This is a genomic window from Myxococcota bacterium, from assembly GCA_039030075.1.
In the GTDB taxonomy this organism is placed as follows: domain Bacteria; phylum Myxococcota_A; class UBA9160; order UBA9160; family SMWR01; genus JAHEJV01.
In genome coordinates, this window is sequence record JBCCEW010000008.1 from 15,803 (window position 1) to 29,664 (window position 13,862).

The following is a 13,862-nucleotide window of genomic DNA, read 5'->3' on the forward strand; positions in this document are numbered from 1 at the left end:
CGCTCGCGCCACCGCCCTGCCGATACCGGGGATCGAGGAGCATCCAGCGACCGGATGGTGGTCACGCTCCAATATTTGACTGCGGCTCTCTACGCGGCGGCTGGCCTCGTGGGCTGGGCCGGGTTCGCGCGTAGCCAGGAGCGCCTCGCCCACGTCGCGGTCGCGGCCCTTGGGTTCGGGGCCGTCTGCCACGGGCTGAGCTTCTCGCTGCTCCACACGCTCGACCCACCCCCGCCACTGACCCATCTGCCCAGTGCCCTGTCCTTCATGGCCTGGGTAGGGACCGTGGGCTTCCTGTGGCTGGTCTGGAGGGCCCGTCTGGCGGGTCTGGTGGTCCTGGTCGCCCCCATGTCCTGGGTCGGGGTGTTGCCGGTCCTGCTGGCGGGTCCAGTCGGGGAGGGCGCGGCGGTCACCAGCAGCGGTTCGCTGCCCCACCTGCACGTGCTGCTCTCGAGCGCCGGGCTGGCGCTGCTCGGCTTGTCGGGCCTGGCGGGGGTGCTCTTCTTGCTGGAGCACGGTCGCTTGAAGCGGAAGCGGCCCGTTGCGCATCAGTCGCCGTGGCCGTCCCTCGAGGCCCTCGATCGTGCGGGGGCCGTAGCGGTGGCGGCCGGGTTCCCCGTGCTCACGGCCGGGGTGGTGACCGGCGCGCTGTGGCTGCACGCCGACCGGTCCGTCTACTTCAGCGGCAGCCCCCACGAAGTCTTCTGCCTGATCGGCTGGGCGCTGTTCGGGGTGCTGGCGTCTCTGCGGTTCGGCGTCCGCATCCCGGCGCGCCAGTGCGCCCGCGTGGCGGTCGCCTGCTTCGCCTGCCTGTGCTGCGCCGTGGTAGGCACGGAGCTCTTCGCATGAAGTTGCTCCTGCTCGGAATGAACCACCGCAGTGCGCCGCTCGAAGTGCGTGAGCGCGTGGCGGTCGAGGATCCGGCGCCGCTCCTGCGCAAGCTGGTGACGAGCGACGAGATCGACGAGGCCGTGCTGCTCTCGACCTGCAACCGTCTCGAGCTCGTGGTGCTGACCCGCGATCTCGAGTCGGCCCGCCTCAGGCTGCGCTCCTTCCTGCGCCGCGACCTGGGCGACGCGGGCCCGAGCGAGGCCGAGCTCGACGACCACTGCTACGAGTACCAGAACGCCGACGCCATGCGGCACGTGTTTCGGGTGGCCTCCGCCCTCGATTCGATGGTCGTGGGCGAGCCCCAGATCCTCGGGCAGACGAAGGAGGCGTACCGCGCGGCCGTCGACGCCGGGGCTTCCGGCCCGGTCCTCGGTCGCTTGTTCGAACGCGCCTTCGCGACGGCGAAGCGGGTGCGAACCGAGACTGGGGTCGCCGAACGGCCGGTGTCCGTGGCGCGGGTGGCGGTGGACCTCGCCCGCCACATCTTCGAGGACTTCTCGGACAAGCGGGCGCTCCTGGTCGGGGCCGGCGAGATGATCGAGCAGGCGCTCCACGCCCTGCGCGACGCGGGTCTCGAGCACGTCGCGGTGGCGAACCGCACGCCCGAACGCGCCGCCCGTCTCGCGACCCACCTCGGTGCAAGCGCCCATGCCCTGGACGAGCTCCCGCGGCTGCTGGCCGACAGTGATGTCGTGTTGACCTCGATCGGCGGGAACCGCCCCTGGTTGGATCCGGCGCTCGCCGAGCGCGCGCTGGTCCGCCGGCAGGGGCGGCCGGTGTTCGTGATCGACATCGGGGTTCCCCGAAACGTCGACCCGGCGATCGATCGCCTGGACGACGTCTACCGCTACGACATCGATGATCTCGCGGCCGTCGCCGACGAGAACGCGGCCGAACGCCGCAAGGAGCAGGCCCGCGCCGAACAGATCGTCGAGACCGAGGGCGACCGCTTCGACGGTTGGTTCGCCGCGCTGCGTGCGGTGCCGACCATCAAGCACCTGCGGGCACGCGTGGAAGCGATCCGCGTGCGCGAGGTCGAGCGGGCCCTGGCGCGACTGCCCGTCGACGATGAGGCGAGGGGCGCGGTCGAGGCGCTGACGCGCGGGATCGTGAACAAGATCCTTCACGCGCCGCTCCAGCGCCTGCGCGAGGCAGCCGAACGCGACGCGGGAATGGCGCATCTGGAGACCGCGCGGCTGCTCTTCGATCTGGATCGCGACGCCCCCGAAGACTCCGAGGACACCGCCGATCCGAACAGCGACCGAGAGCCGGAGTCGCGATGAGCCCGGTTCGGATCGCCACGCGCGAGAGCGATCTGGCGCTGTGGCAGGCACGCCACGTCGCGCGGCTGATCGAAGCCGAGCTCGGCGAGGCCACCGAGCTGGTCCCGCTGACGACCACGGGCGATCGCCTTCAGGAGGTCTCCCTGGCCAAGGTCGGCGGGAAGGGCTTGTTCGTCAAAGAGATCGAAGCCGCGCTCCTGGATCGACGCGCCGATGTCGCGGTTCACAGCACGAAGGATCTCCCCGGTGAGAGTCCCGAGTTGCTGGGCTTCGCCGCATTCCCCGCGCGCGCCGACCCCCGCGACGCGTTGGTCAGCGAACGTGTGGACCGCCTCGCTGCCTTGCCCGAGGGCGCGCGCGTCGGGACGGGGAGCGTTCGGCGCCGCGCACAGCTGCTGCGGCTGCGTCCGGACCTCGAGATCGTCCCGCTGCGCGGGAACGTGCCGACGCGCTTGCGACGCCTGAACGAACTCGAACTCGATGCGGTGATCCTCGCCTGCGCCGGTCTCGACCGGTTGGAACTGTCCGACCACATCCGCGAGCGCATCGAGCCCGAGCAGTTGCTGCCCGCTGTCGGCCAGGGGGCGCTCGCGGTACAGAGTCGACGCGACGATCCGCTCTCCGAGCGGTTGCGCGTGCTCCACGATCGCCGATCCGGGGCGCCGCTTGCGGCCGAGCGCGCCTGCCAGGCCGCCTTGGGCGCGGATTGCCACGTGCCCCTCGGCGTTCACGGCGTCTGGAAGGGTGACGCCCTTTGGGTCCGCGCTCGCTTGCTCTCGCCCGACGGGAAGGAAGCGATCGAACGCGACATCGAGGGGGCGGCCACGGACGCGGAGCGCCTGGGCGCCCGGCTCGCGGACGCGCTCGTCGACGCAGGTGGCAAGGCACTGCTCGAAGCGGGGCGCGAGACGTGAAGACCGGCAAGGTCCTTCTCGTCGGCGCCGGGCCGGGTGCGCCCGACCTGATCACCCTGCGCGGCGCCCAGGCCCTGCGCAACGCCGACGCTGTGGTCTATGACGCACTCGCTTCACCGCGACTGCTCGAGCTCGCGCCCGCCGACGCCGTGAAGATCGACGTGGGCAAACGCGGCCACGATGCCCCCACGCGAACCCAGGCCGAGACGACGGCCTTGCTGCTCGAACTCGCACGGGAGGGGCGCACCGTGGTGCGCCTGAAGGGCGGAGATCCCTATGTGTTCGGGCGCGGTGGCGAGGAAGCGGGCGCGTGCGCCGAGGCGGGCATTCCCTTCGAGGTGATTCCCGGCGTTTCCTCGATCTTCGGGGCGCTCGCCTATGCGGGCATTCCGATCACCGATCGGCGCCACGCGGCCTCCTTCGCCGTGGTGACCGGGCACAAGGATCCGACGAAGGTCGCCGAGGAGACCCGCTGGGATCTCCTGGCGCATGCTGCGGACACCCTGCTCATCCTGATGGGCATGCGCAACCTGGCGACGCTGGTCGCGCGACTGCTCGAAGCGGGTCGCGATCCCGAGACTCCCGCCGCGGCGGTGATGTCCGGGACCTTGCCGCAGCAGCGCGTGGTCGAGGCGCCGCTCGGCGAACTGGTGGGCGCCGTCGACGCCGCCGGCTTGGGGGCGCCCTCGATCATCGCCGTGGGTTCGGTCGTGTCGCTGCGCGAGGCGTTGTCCTGGTGGGAACGGCAACCGCTCTTCGGGAGTCGCGTGCTGGTCACGCGTTCGCCGGATCAGGCGGGACCGCTGCTGGTGGCGCTCGAGAGCGCGGGAGCGGAGCCCGTCTCGATTCCGATGCTGGCGCTTCGGGCCGTGGCCGACCCGGCGCCCCTCGACGCCGCGCTGGCACGGCTCGATGACTTCGACGCAGTGGTGTTCACGAGCGCGAACGCGGTGCGCTTCACCGCCGAACGGCATCGCGAACGCTTCGGGGCCTGGCCCCCGCATGCGGTGCGCGTGATCTGCATCGGCCCGAAGACGGCCGATGCGGCGCTCGCAGCCGGGTTGCCCGTGCATGCGGTCCCGGCGTCGCGCTTCGACGCAGAGAGTGTGGTCGCCGCCCTCGTCTCCCAGGACGAGGTGGCCGGCCGGCGCTTCCTCTTGCCCGGATCCGATCTCGCGCGACCCCAGCTGCGCGAGGGTCTCGCCGCCGCCGGCGGGGAGGCGCTCGCGGTGGTGGCCTACCAGAACCGGCCCGCCGCCGTCGACGTGGCTGCGCTGCGCGCAGACCTATTGGCCGAGCGCTTCGATGCGCTGACCTTCGCGAGTCCGTCTGCGGTGCATCACTTCTGGTCCCACCTCGACGACGAGGTGCGCGCCGCCGCGGCCCGGGTTCGCGTGGGAGCGATCGGGCCCGCAACGGCGTCGGCGGTCGTCGAGGTCGGTCTCGCGGCACCCATCGTGGCGCAGGTCTCGACCGCCGAAGGGTTGGTCGACGCACTGGCCCACGCCTGGCATCGCGACCGTTCGGACTGAAGGAGAAGGGGGAGGCGATGGGGACGCAGTACAAGGTCGTCGAGACGAGCTCGGTCACCGACGAGGACCTCGAACGGATCTTCAACGAGTGGACCCAGCGCGGCTGGCACCTCGACGGCGTGCGATTCGCGATGAGCGACGCGTCGCGGCGTCCGACGATGGCGTTCGTCACCTTCACCCGTGAGGCCGACGACGCCGGCTGATCAGTCGTCGTCGGCCAGCTTCACCTGCAGCGTGGGGCTGCCCGCGTCGTCCTTCTCTCCCAGGCGGATCTCGGCGTTCACCTGGAGCGTGCGTCCCTCGAGCAGCGTGGTGATCACCGCCGCCCAGTCGATCGCCTCGACGGCGCGTCCCATCTCCGAACTCAGCCGATCGATGAACTCGTTGCGCGCGCGTGAGCTCTGCTCTGACGCGAAATCCGCCCACTCCTGAGGAACGGAATCGCCGAGCGCCTCGCGTAGGGTTTCTCCCGTCAGGAAGAAGCCCGAGAAGCCCGCGCTGAGCGCACGCCGAACGAACTCGGGCACCGCGCCCGGGGCGTTTCCACGACGCCCGGGACGCTTCTCCTCACGATCCGAGCCGTCGTCGCTTCCTGCTCGGGAACCCGAGGCGCGCGCATCCGCGGCGTCGCTGGTGCCGCCGCTTTCTTTCCATCGGTCCGAAGCCATGGAGTAGAATCCGCCCCCGAATCGTGAGCCTATCTTTCGAAGGAAGCCGTCGCACCCGCTGCGGGTAGCCCCTTTCCCGCACCGCGTCTCGCATCACACCCCTATGGGCGAAACCCGCGTTCGCGACATCATGTCCGACCAGCTCGTCACGATCAGTGGAGACGACTCGCTCTCGACGGTCGAGGACATCATGACGCTCGGTGGGGTGCGGCACATGCCCGTCGTCCGGGGGGGCACGCTCGTGGGCGTCGTGTCCGAGCGCGACCTGCTTCGCGCGTCGCTTTCGAACCTCACCGAATTCGGCACCGAGCAGCGCCGGGCCTTCCTGCAGGTGGTCGAGATCAAGCGGGTCATGTCGTCTCCGCCGGTGGTCATCTCCCCGGACGCCTCGGTCGAGGAGGCCGCCCTCGTGATGGCCGAGCGCAAGATCGGGTGCCTCCCGGTCGTGGACGGCGACCGGCTCCTCGGGATGCTCACCGAGACGGACGTGCTCCGGTACTTCGCGGGCGTCGTTCCCTGAGCCCCTCGACGGAGCGGGCCGTGCGATTCGATTGACATGTCCCGCGGGGGTCCCGTACCCTCGAACGATCCTGAGGGGGCTGCCGGGCTGGAACCTTGCCGGCACGTGCGTCGGCGGTGGGCTCGCCTTCAGGGGCGTCGGGAGATGGACATGGCAGTGGTCGAGCGAGTGGAGGCCGTACCCGGCGCCCGGCGACGGCTCCGACTCGCGAACCCCGCGACACTCGAGCCGATCGGCGAAGTCGAGGTCGACGGTCCCCTCGAGGTGGCCGCGGCCGTCGGCGCTGCGCGCAAGGCGCAGGCCGACTGGTCCGCGCTGTCATTCAGCGAGCGCGGGCGCGTACTCGAGCAGGCGGTTCGCGTCCTGGTCGACGCCCAGGACGAATTCGTCGAGCGCATCATCGCCGAAACCGGGAAGCCCCGCGGTGAAGTGCTGGCCTCCGAGATCGTCACGGCCTGCGACGCCCTGCAGTTCTATGCGAAGCGCGCTCGGCACATCCTGCGCGATCGCGCCGTGCCGCTGCATCTGATGAAGACGAAGCGGTTGCGGGTGGTGCACCGTCCGGTCGGTGTCGTCGGGATCATCACCCCCTGGAACTTTCCCTTCCTGCTCGCGCTCAACCCGACGGCACAAGCATTGATGGCGGGCAACGCCGTCGTGCTCAAGCCGTCGGAGGTGACGCCGGACTCGGGTCGGCTCGTGGCAGAGCTATGGAGCCGCGCCGGATTGCCCGAGGGACTCTTCGGGCTGGTGCAAGGCGATGGCGAAACGGGGAGCACGCTCCTCGAAGCGGGTATCGACAAGGTGTCGTTCACGGGGAGCGTCGCGACCGGCCGTCGGGTGGCCGAGACCTGTGGGCGTCAGCTGATTCCGTGCACGCTGGAGCTCGGGGGCAAGGACCCGATGATCGTCTGCGGCGATGCGGACCTCGATCGCGCGGCGCGCGGCGCGGTGTACGGCGCCTTCGCGAACTCCGGGCAGGTCTGCACCTCCACGGAGCGGGTCTACGTCGTCGACGAAGTGGCCGACACCTTCACGCGAAAGGTGCTCGAGCACACGGCCGAGTTGCGCCAGGGCGCGAGCGGCGAGTTCGACATCGGTTCGATGATCCGTCCCGAGCAGTTGGAGATCGTGGCTTCCCACGTGCGCGACGCCGTCGACAAGGGCGCCCGGGTGCTGGCGGGCGGACGTCGCAATCCGGACCACGACGGGTTCTTCTTCGAGCCGACGGTCCTCGACGACGTGACCCACGACATGGACGTCATGCGCGAGGAGACCTTCGGTCCGGTGTTGCCGATCATGCGGGTGCGCGACGAGGACGAAGCTCTCGCATTCGCGAACGACTCGGTGTTCGGGCTGAACGCCAACGTCTGGACGAAGAACAAGCGTCACGGCACGCGGCTCGCGAAAGCGATCGAATCGGGTTGCGTGGTGGTGAACGACTGCATGATCACCTACGGCGTTCCCGAATCTCCTTTCGGGGGCACGAAGCAGAGTGGTATCGGCCGGGTGAACGGGGAAATGGGACTGCGTGGCATGTGTCACACCCAATCGATCTTGATCGACCGGGTGGGCGCGAAGAACGAATGGCTCTGGTTTCCCCACTCGGCACGCAAGGCAGGCGTTCTGCGTCGCGCCTTGCGTTGGGTCTGGGGAACTTCGCTCGGGCGTTGGCTCGCCTAGGGCAATGCGGAGAACGGGATGATCTCGACGATCCTGATCGCAACGGACGGATCCGAAGCCGCGGCTGACGCCGAGCGCTTCGGAGTGGAGCTGGCGTCTCGAATGAAGGCGCGCTCGATCGGACTCTCGGTGGTGGAGGATCGCTTCGCGCGGGGCTTCCGAGAAGACGGGCTCGGCGTGGCCCCGCCGTCTCCCGAGCCGGTGGCCGGCTACCTGCGCCAGCGCGCGGAAGCCGCCTGTCGGCGCCTCGCCGATGCGGCGAGCGCCGCCGGTGTCGAGCACAGCGGAGAGCCGGTGCCGGGCATCGCCGACGATCGCATCGTCGAGCGCGGCCAGCAGGCCGATCTCACCGTGCTCGGCCGCGACGGACAGGCGGTCGACTATCGCACGGCGATGATCGGCTCGACGGTGGCCGGTGTGATTCGCAAGACCGCGCGCCCCTCGCTGGTGGTTCCGGCCGGCGCACAGCTCTCCGGCCCGATCGTGCTCGCCTTCGACGGCTCGCCGGGGTCGCGGATCGGGGCGAACCTCGCGGTCCAGGTCGCGACGCGTCTCGGCGAACCGATTCACGTCTTCGTCGACTCGAAGGACAAGGGTCGTGCGGTCGCCCGCTTCGACGAGGTGCGCGGCATCGTGGGAACGCTCCCGGTGCCGGTGCGCGAAATCTCCTCCACCCTGGGTCGACCCGACGTCAAGATCGTCGACTCGGCACGCGAAGTGAAGGCCGGGCTGGTCGTGATGGGTGCCTACGGTCGCAACCGCATCACCGACTACTTCCTCGGGAGCAACGCGGCCGCCGTCGCGCGAACCTCGCCGGTGGCGGTGCTGCTCGCGCGCTGACGTGTCTCGATTGAAGCTCCGTCTCGGCGATCTCGCGGCCGAGCTGGCGCTACCTCTGGAGGGCGATCCCGACCGCACGGTCACGGGGGTCGCTTCGCTGGAGGAGGCGGGCCCGGACGATCTCGTGTTCGCGCGCACCTCCGCGATGAACGAAGCGCTGGCGGTCTGCCCGGCGCAGGCGGTGGTGGCGGGTGAGGACGTCGATGTCGGGGATCGGACGGCCCTGCGTTCCGATGATCCCGGACGCGACTTCTTTCACGCCGCGGGTCTGCTGCTGCCCGACCCCCGTCCGCCGGCGGGCGTCGATTCGAATGCCACGGTTCACCCCGAGGCCGAGGTCGATCCGAGCGCTGCGATCGGGCCCCACTGTGCGGTCGGGGCCGGCGCGCGGGTCGGTGCGCGCAGCGTGCTTCACCCGGGTGTCGTGCTCTACGACAACGTCGAAATCGGTGACGACTGCGTTCTCCACGCGCGCTGCGTCGTGGCCGGGGGCTCCCGTGTCGGGGATCGCGTGATCCTCCAGCCCGGCGTCGTGGTGGGCGGCGACGGCTTTGGCTACGTCGGCGGGTCCGATGGCGGCCTCCAGAAGATGCCCCACGTCGGTCGGGTCCGGATCGAGGATGATGTCGAGGTCGGCGCGGGTTCCACGATCGATCGGGGAACCCTCGACGATACGGTGATCGGCCGCGGTACGAAGATCGACAATCTCGTGCAGATCGCGCACAACGTGCGCATCGGCGAGCGGTGTGTCGTCGTCTCCCAGGCGGGCATCGCCGGCTCGACCCAGCTCGGCAACGGTGTCGTGGTGCTCGCACAGGCGGGACTGGTCGGGCACATCGAGGTCGGCGACAACGCATTCATCGGACCCCAGTCCGGAGTGCACAAGGACGTGTCCGAGGGCGCGCGCATCCTGGGGTCGCCGCAACGGGCCGAGCGTCGTTTCCATCGAGAGATGGCGGCGCTCGGGCGTTTGCCCGAGCTCTTCCGACGCGTGCGGAACCTCGAGCGGGGCGACTCGGAGGACTCGTGAGCGACGGCGGATCCGACCGTCGTCCGCCGAGCCTGGCCGAGTTGCGCGCGAAGCTCGCGGTGGGGCTTTCGCCGCGCGAGGAAGGGCGCTGGCTCGTGCGCCTGGCCGAAGACCCGCGGCGGGGGGCGCAGCAGCTGGCGGCCACGCTGGAGCGGAGACGCGCTGCGCGCCGACGGGAGGCGCGGCGGGTTGCGCGTCTGTTCGCGCGACGTCGCGCGCTCTTCGCCGAAGGGGCGCGCCACGTGGCGGGCGTCGACGAGGTGGGGGTGGGTCCGTTGGCGGGCCCCGTGGTTGCGGCGGCCGTGGTCCTGCCCGCACGGGTCGTGCTCCCGGGTCTGAACGATTCGAAGCGGTTGCAGGCGCCGGATCGCGAACGGCTCGATCACGCCATCCGGGCGCAGGCGCTCTCGGTCTCGGTCGCGGAAGTCGAACCCGAGGAGATCGATCGGCGGAACATCCTGCAGGCCACCCTCGAAGCGATGCGGCGTGCCGTATGCGAACTCGACATCGAACCCGATCACGTCCTGGTCGACGCGCGCATCATTCCCGGTGTGCTCGCTCCCCAGACGCCCCTCGTCGGCGGGGACGGGCGCGACGGGTCGATCGCGGCCGCGTCGATCGTGGCGAAGGTATATCGCGACGCGAGGATGCAAGAGCTCGACGCCCGCTATCCGGGCTACGGCTTCGCCCAGCACAAGGGCTACGGCACTGCGGCCCACCTCGAGGCGCTGGCGCGTCACGGTGCGTCGCCGATTCACCGCCGCAGCTTTGCGCCGGTCGCGGAGCGGAGTCGGCCTTGATCCGGCTCCGCACCGAGCCCGAGGACTTCCGCGTCGAGGAGGAGCCGCTCTACCCGCCGAGCGGGGAGGGCACCCACACCTTCGTGCGCGTCGAGAAGCGACTGCGCACGACCGAAGCCGTCGCGCGGGAGCTCGCTCGCTGCGCAGAGGTTCCGGCGCGCGACGTCGGCTACGCGGGGCGGAAGGACCGGGCCGCCGTCACGACCCAGTGGTTCTCGGTGCCGGGTCTCGATCCGGAGGCCGCGATCGACCTGTCGCTGACGGGAGCGCGGGTGCTCGAGGCCGTGCGCCATCCCCACAAGCTCCGCACCGGCCAGCTGCGCGGGAATCGATTCGTGCTTCGCCTCCGCGATGGCACGCCGGCCGATTGGGCGCGCGGCGAAGCGAATCTGCAGGCGCTCCTCGTCGAGGGGCTGCCCAACCGCTTCGGAGCCCAGCGCTTCGGCCGCGATTCCGACAATGCGGAGCGCGCGCGTCGCTACTGCGCCGGGGAACTCCGCGTGCGGGACCGTCGCGAGGCGCGGTTCCTGGTCTCGGCCTGGCAGTCCGAAGTGTTCAATGCGGTGCTCGCCGCCCGACCCGGTCCGCTCGGTCTGCTCGAGGTGGGAGACCTCGCCATGCGTCACGACTCCGGGGCCGCCTTCCTGGTCGAGGATGCGGCCCGGGAGCAGCCGCGCGCCGATCGCTTCGAGATCAGTCCCACCGGCCCGATCTTCGGCCCGCGGATGACCTGGCCCGGTGGAGCCGTGCTCGAACGCGAGCGGGCGCTGCTGCGAGATCAGGGCCTCGACCCCGACGCGCTCGCGCTCCCGGGCGTCCGCGCGCGCGGCGCCCGACGGGCCCCGCGCGTGCAGCCCGAGGGTCTCACGCTCCAGGTGCAGAGCGACAGCGAAGCGGAGCTTTCGTTCGGGTTGCCCGCCGGCAGCTACGCGACCGTGCTCGTCGAGAGCCTGTTCGGGCCGACGGAGGACGCTTCCGCCCATGACAGGCCCCGCCCTCGCGCGTAGACTGGCCGCACGGGGAGTGCAGCCTTGAAGATCGCACGTGACGCCACCGAGCTCATCGGTTCGACGCCGTTGGTTCAACTCAATCGCGTCGTCGCCGGGGTGAGACCTCGGATCGTCGCCAAGCTCGAGAGCGCGAACCCGGGCAATAGTGTGAAGGATCGGATCGGCCTCGCGATGATCGAGGCCGCCGAGCGCGACGGGCTGCTCGAGCCGGGCGTCAGCGTGATCGTCGAGCCGACCAGCGGCAACACGGGGATCGCGTTGGCCTTCGTCGCGGCGGTCAAGGGCTACGACTGCATCCTGACCATGCCCGAGTCGATGAGCCCGGAACGCAGGGCCGTGTTGCGCGCGCTCGGGGCGCGCCTCGTCCTCACCGATCCTTCGAAGGGAATGCCGGCCGCCGTCGAGAAGGCCGCCGAGATCTGCGAGCAGGTCCCGAACGCCTACATGCCCCAGCAGTTCCGCAACCCCGCCAACCCGGAAGTCCACCGGCGCACCACGGCCGAAGAGATCTGGGCGGATACCGACGGTCGCGTCGACGCGTTGGTCGGCGGCGTCGGTACGGGCGGGACGATCACCGGTGTGGCCTCTGCGCTGAAGGAGCGAAAGCCGTCGTTCAAGGCGATCGCCGTCGAACCCGCGGGCAGTCCGGTGCTCTCGGGCGGCTCTCCCGGTTTGCATCCGATCCAGGGGATCGGCGCGGGCTTCGTCCCGGACGTGCTCGATCAAGGACTGATCGACCGGGTGATCGCCGTGTCGAACGACGCTTCCTTCGAGATGGCGCGCCGGCTCGCCCGCGAGGAGGGTCTTCTGTGTGGGATCTCCTCCGGCGCCGCCGTCGTGGCGGCGATCGACTACGCCGCCGCCGAGGGCGCGGACGACGACATCATCGTCGTCGTGATCCCGAGTTTCGGAGAGCGTTACATCCAGACGATGCTCTTCGATCCCTACCGCTACGAGGGTAGTGACGACGTCGGTGTCCGCTGAATCCGCACACGTCCTCGCGCTCCACGGCACCGCGCCGCGGATCGATCCCAGCGCCTGGGTGGCACCGGGAGCCGTCGTGGTGGGCGATGTCGCACTCGGAGCCGACAGCTCGGTGTGGTACGGCGCCGTCCTCCGAGGCGACATCAACCGGATCCGCATCGGCGACCGGACGAACCTCCAGGACCACAGCGTCTTTCACGTCAGCGCCGATCATCCCTGCGAAGTCGGTAGCGAGGTCACCGTCGGCCATCGCGCGGTCGTGCACGGTTGTGTGGTCGAAGACGGGGCCCTGATCGGGATCGGCGCCGTGGTGCTCGATGGGGCTCGCGTCGAGCAGGGAGCGTGGGTCGCGGCCGGAGCCCTCGTGCCCGCAGGCGCGGTGGTTCCTGCCGGTACCCTCGCCGTGGGCATGCCCGCCCGCTCGAAGCGCAGCCTCGAGGCGAGCGAGATCGCGAAGCAGCGCGAACGCACCCTGCGCTACGTGGACAACGCGCGCTTTCACGCGAAGGCGGAGCCGGCATGAGCGCGGACGACGCGGTCGCACGCCGCGAGGCGAAGAAGGCGCAGTCGCGGGGCCGCATCCTGGACGCCGCGCGCGAGATCTTCTTCCGCGACGGCTTCATGGAAGCGAATCTAGACGACGTCGCGCGCGGGGCAGGCGTCGCGAAGGGCACGCTGTACCGCTACTTCGAGAACAAGGCCGAGCTCTACGTGGCCGTTCTCGCGATGAACGGGGAGTTCTTCGAACAAAAGCTGCGCGAGTCCGGCAGCGACGCATCCGTGAGTGCGCCCGAGCGCGTCCGTCGCATCGCGCGCTTCTACCTCGAGCACTGGACGCAGAATCACGAGTACTTCCAGATCTTCTGGGCCGTCGAGAACCAGCCCGTGATCGGTGAGCTGCCCGCCGGCGTGATCGCCGAGGTGACGCGCCTCTGGGAGAGCTGTCTGCGCACCCTGGCCGACGTGGTCGAGGCCGGAGTCGCGGAAGGTGCCTTCCGACCCTGCGACACCGACGAGATCGCCCAGATCCTGTGGACGCTCGCCAACGGTTTGATCCAGAGCGAGTCGAGCCCGCCCCACCAGCGGATCCGGCAACGGCCCCTCGACGAGACCTTCATGGCCGCGATCGACCTCGCTCTGGCGGGTCTCGCGGCAGGCGTGCCCTCCGCCAACGGGTGAGCCGGTGGAAGCGCACCGTCGGAGCTTGACAGCTCCCGGGGCCTGAGGGATCTTGCCCAGCGCGGGGTGACTCGGAGTCAGACGGACGCGATCGGGAACCAAACCCGGTTCGCACCGTCGGAAGACGGCCGAGCAGCAAGAGATCGATTTCTTCAGCGTGTTCGCGCGCCAGTCCTGGCGTCACAACGCGGTGGCCATTTCCGACCGGCTCACGCCGGAACGCATCGTCCGAGGAACACGAAGAGGCCCATCATGAGCGACGCCATCGAAGCGCAGGTCCGCACCATTCTCGCCCAGCAGCTCGGCTTGGAGCTGGCAGAGGTGATCCCGGAAGCCAACATCCTCGATGACCTGGGTGCTGATTCCCTCGACGTGGTCGAGATGGTCATGAGTCTCGAGGAAGCCTTCGACATCGAAGTACCCGACGACCAGATCGAGGGCATGCGTACGATCGCCGATGTCGAGCGCTACGTCGTCGACGCGATGGCCTAGCCAGGCGATCTCTCCCTTCGTTCGAGCGATTCCCAA

General features: G+C 70.0%; 16 protein-coding genes. 15 read left to right on the forward strand and 1 reads right to left on the reverse strand.

Annotated features, from left to right (window positions below; translation table 11 throughout):
* Window positions 1-54: 54 nt before the first annotated feature.
* The 5 genes from ccsA to AAF430_10530 are packed head-to-tail and all read left to right on the forward strand — an operon-like array spanning window position 55 to window position 4,823.
* The gene (ccsA, locus tag AAF430_10510) at window positions 55-849 is read left to right on the forward strand and encodes a cytochrome c biogenesis protein CcsA (GenBank protein ID MEM7410654.1); all 795 of its coding nucleotides are present in this window, start codon (window positions 55-57) and stop codon (window positions 847-849) included.
* A complete protein-coding gene (hemA, locus tag AAF430_10515; GenBank protein MEM7410655.1) occupies window positions 846-2,174 on the forward strand; it encodes a glutamyl-tRNA reductase in 1,329 nt (442 codons plus the stop codon). Before ccsA ends, hemA begins: the two co-directional genes overlap by 4 nt.
* On the forward strand, window positions 2,171-3,088 hold the full coding sequence (gene hemC, locus AAF430_10520) for a hydroxymethylbilane synthase (GenBank protein ID MEM7410656.1): 918 nt from the start codon (window positions 2,171-2,173) through the stop codon (window positions 3,086-3,088). Before hemA ends, hemC begins: the two co-directional genes overlap by 4 nt.
* Window positions 3,085-4,620 (forward strand): uroporphyrinogen-III C-methyltransferase, encoded by a 1,536-nt coding sequence (gene cobA / locus AAF430_10525; protein MEM7410657.1) that lies wholly within the window; start codon window positions 3,085-3,087, stop codon window positions 4,618-4,620. The genes hemC and cobA overlap by 4 nt, the downstream gene beginning before the upstream one ends.
* A 17-nt stretch (window positions 4,621-4,637) precedes the next feature.
* Window positions 4,638-4,823, forward strand: a complete 186-nt coding sequence (locus tag AAF430_10530) for a DUF4177 domain-containing protein (GenBank protein MEM7410658.1) — start codon at window positions 4,638-4,640, stop codon at window positions 4,821-4,823.
* Here AAF430_10530 and AAF430_10535 read toward each other — a convergent pair whose 3' ends face one another.
* Entirely contained in the window at window positions 4,824-5,288 is a 465-nt protein-coding gene (locus AAF430_10535) for a hypothetical protein (GenBank protein ID MEM7410659.1), read from the reverse strand.
* A gap of 103 nt (window positions 5,289-5,391) precedes the next feature.
* Between AAF430_10535 and AAF430_10540 the strand changes: the two genes are divergently transcribed.
* From AAF430_10540 to acpP, 10 genes are all read left to right on the forward strand, one after another.
* Window positions 5,392-5,808: a CBS domain-containing protein gene (locus AAF430_10540; protein ID MEM7410660.1), complete on the forward strand. Its 417-nt coding sequence runs from the start codon at window positions 5,392-5,394 to the stop codon at window positions 5,806-5,808.
* A gap of 150 nt (window positions 5,809-5,958) precedes the next feature.
* Window positions 5,959-7,491 (forward strand): aldehyde dehydrogenase family protein, encoded by a 1,533-nt coding sequence (locus AAF430_10545; GenBank protein ID MEM7410661.1) that lies wholly within the window; start codon window positions 5,959-5,961, stop codon window positions 7,489-7,491.
* Window positions 7,492-7,509: 18 nt separating this feature from the next.
* On the forward strand, window positions 7,510-8,331 hold the full coding sequence (locus tag AAF430_10550; protein ID MEM7410662.1) for a universal stress protein: 822 nt from the start codon (window positions 7,510-7,512) through the stop codon (window positions 8,329-8,331).
* A 10-nt stretch (window positions 8,332-8,341) separates the two neighbouring features.
* Window positions 8,342-9,361 carry a UDP-3-O-(3-hydroxymyristoyl)glucosamine N-acyltransferase gene (gene lpxD, locus AAF430_10555; protein ID MEM7410663.1) on the forward strand — a complete coding sequence of 340 codons (1,020 nt, stop codon included), beginning with the start codon at window positions 8,342-8,344 and terminating at the stop codon, window positions 9,359-9,361.
* Window positions 9,358-10,161 (forward strand): ribonuclease HII, encoded by an 804-nt coding sequence (locus AAF430_10560; protein ID MEM7410664.1) that lies wholly within the window; start codon window positions 9,358-9,360, stop codon window positions 10,159-10,161. The genes lpxD and AAF430_10560 overlap by 4 nt, the downstream gene beginning before the upstream one ends.
* Entirely contained in the window at window positions 10,158-11,168 is a 1,011-nt protein-coding gene (locus tag AAF430_10565) for a tRNA pseudouridine(13) synthase TruD (protein ID MEM7410665.1), read from the forward strand. The genes AAF430_10560 and AAF430_10565 overlap by 4 nt, the downstream gene beginning before the upstream one ends.
* 24 nt (window positions 11,169-11,192) lie before the next feature.
* Complete coding sequence (gene cysK, locus AAF430_10570; protein MEM7410666.1) at window positions 11,193-12,155, forward strand: cysteine synthase A; 963 nt, start codon at window positions 11,193-11,195, stop codon at window positions 12,153-12,155.
* Window positions 12,145-12,678: a gamma carbonic anhydrase family protein gene (locus tag AAF430_10575; protein ID MEM7410667.1), complete on the forward strand. Its 534-nt coding sequence runs from the start codon at window positions 12,145-12,147 to the stop codon at window positions 12,676-12,678. Before cysK ends, AAF430_10575 begins: the two co-directional genes overlap by 11 nt.
* Window positions 12,675-13,334: a TetR/AcrR family transcriptional regulator gene (locus tag AAF430_10580; GenBank protein ID MEM7410668.1), complete on the forward strand. Its 660-nt coding sequence runs from the start codon at window positions 12,675-12,677 to the stop codon at window positions 13,332-13,334. Before AAF430_10575 ends, AAF430_10580 begins: the two co-directional genes overlap by 4 nt.
* A gap of 252 nt (window positions 13,335-13,586) precedes the next feature.
* Window positions 13,587-13,826, forward strand: a complete 240-nt coding sequence (gene acpP, locus AAF430_10585; GenBank protein ID MEM7410669.1) for an acyl carrier protein — start codon at window positions 13,587-13,589, stop codon at window positions 13,824-13,826.
* Window positions 13,827-13,862 lie beyond the last annotated feature (36 nt).

Coding starts and splice junctions, on each gene's coding strand:
- AAF430_10540 (MEM7410660.1), top strand. CDS start 5,392: ATGGGCGAAACCCGCGTTCGCGACATCATGTCCGACCAGCTCGTCACG.
- AAF430_10580 (MEM7410668.1), top strand. CDS start 12,675: ATGAGCGCGGACGACGCGGTCGCACGCCGCGAGGCGAAGAAGGCGCAG.
- AAF430_10530 (MEM7410658.1), top strand. CDS start 4,638: ATGGGGACGCAGTACAAGGTCGTCGAGACGAGCTCGGTCACCGACGAG.
- hemC (MEM7410656.1), top strand. CDS start 2,171: ATGAGCCCGGTTCGGATCGCCACGCGCGAGAGCGATCTGGCGCTGTGG.
- AAF430_10545 (MEM7410661.1), top strand. CDS start 5,959: ATGGCAGTGGTCGAGCGAGTGGAGGCCGTACCCGGCGCCCGGCGACGG.
- AAF430_10535 (MEM7410659.1), bottom strand. CDS start 5,288: ATGGCTTCGGACCGATGGAAAGAAAGCGGCGGCACCAGCGACGCCGCG.
- hemA (MEM7410655.1), top strand. CDS start 846: ATGAAGTTGCTCCTGCTCGGAATGAACCACCGCAGTGCGCCGCTCGAA.
- AAF430_10550 (MEM7410662.1), top strand. CDS start 7,510: ATGATCTCGACGATCCTGATCGCAACGGACGGATCCGAAGCCGCGGCT.
- ccsA (MEM7410654.1), top strand. CDS start 55: ATGGTGGTCACGCTCCAATATTTGACTGCGGCTCTCTACGCGGCGGCT.
- acpP (MEM7410669.1), top strand. CDS start 13,587: ATGAGCGACGCCATCGAAGCGCAGGTCCGCACCATTCTCGCCCAGCAG.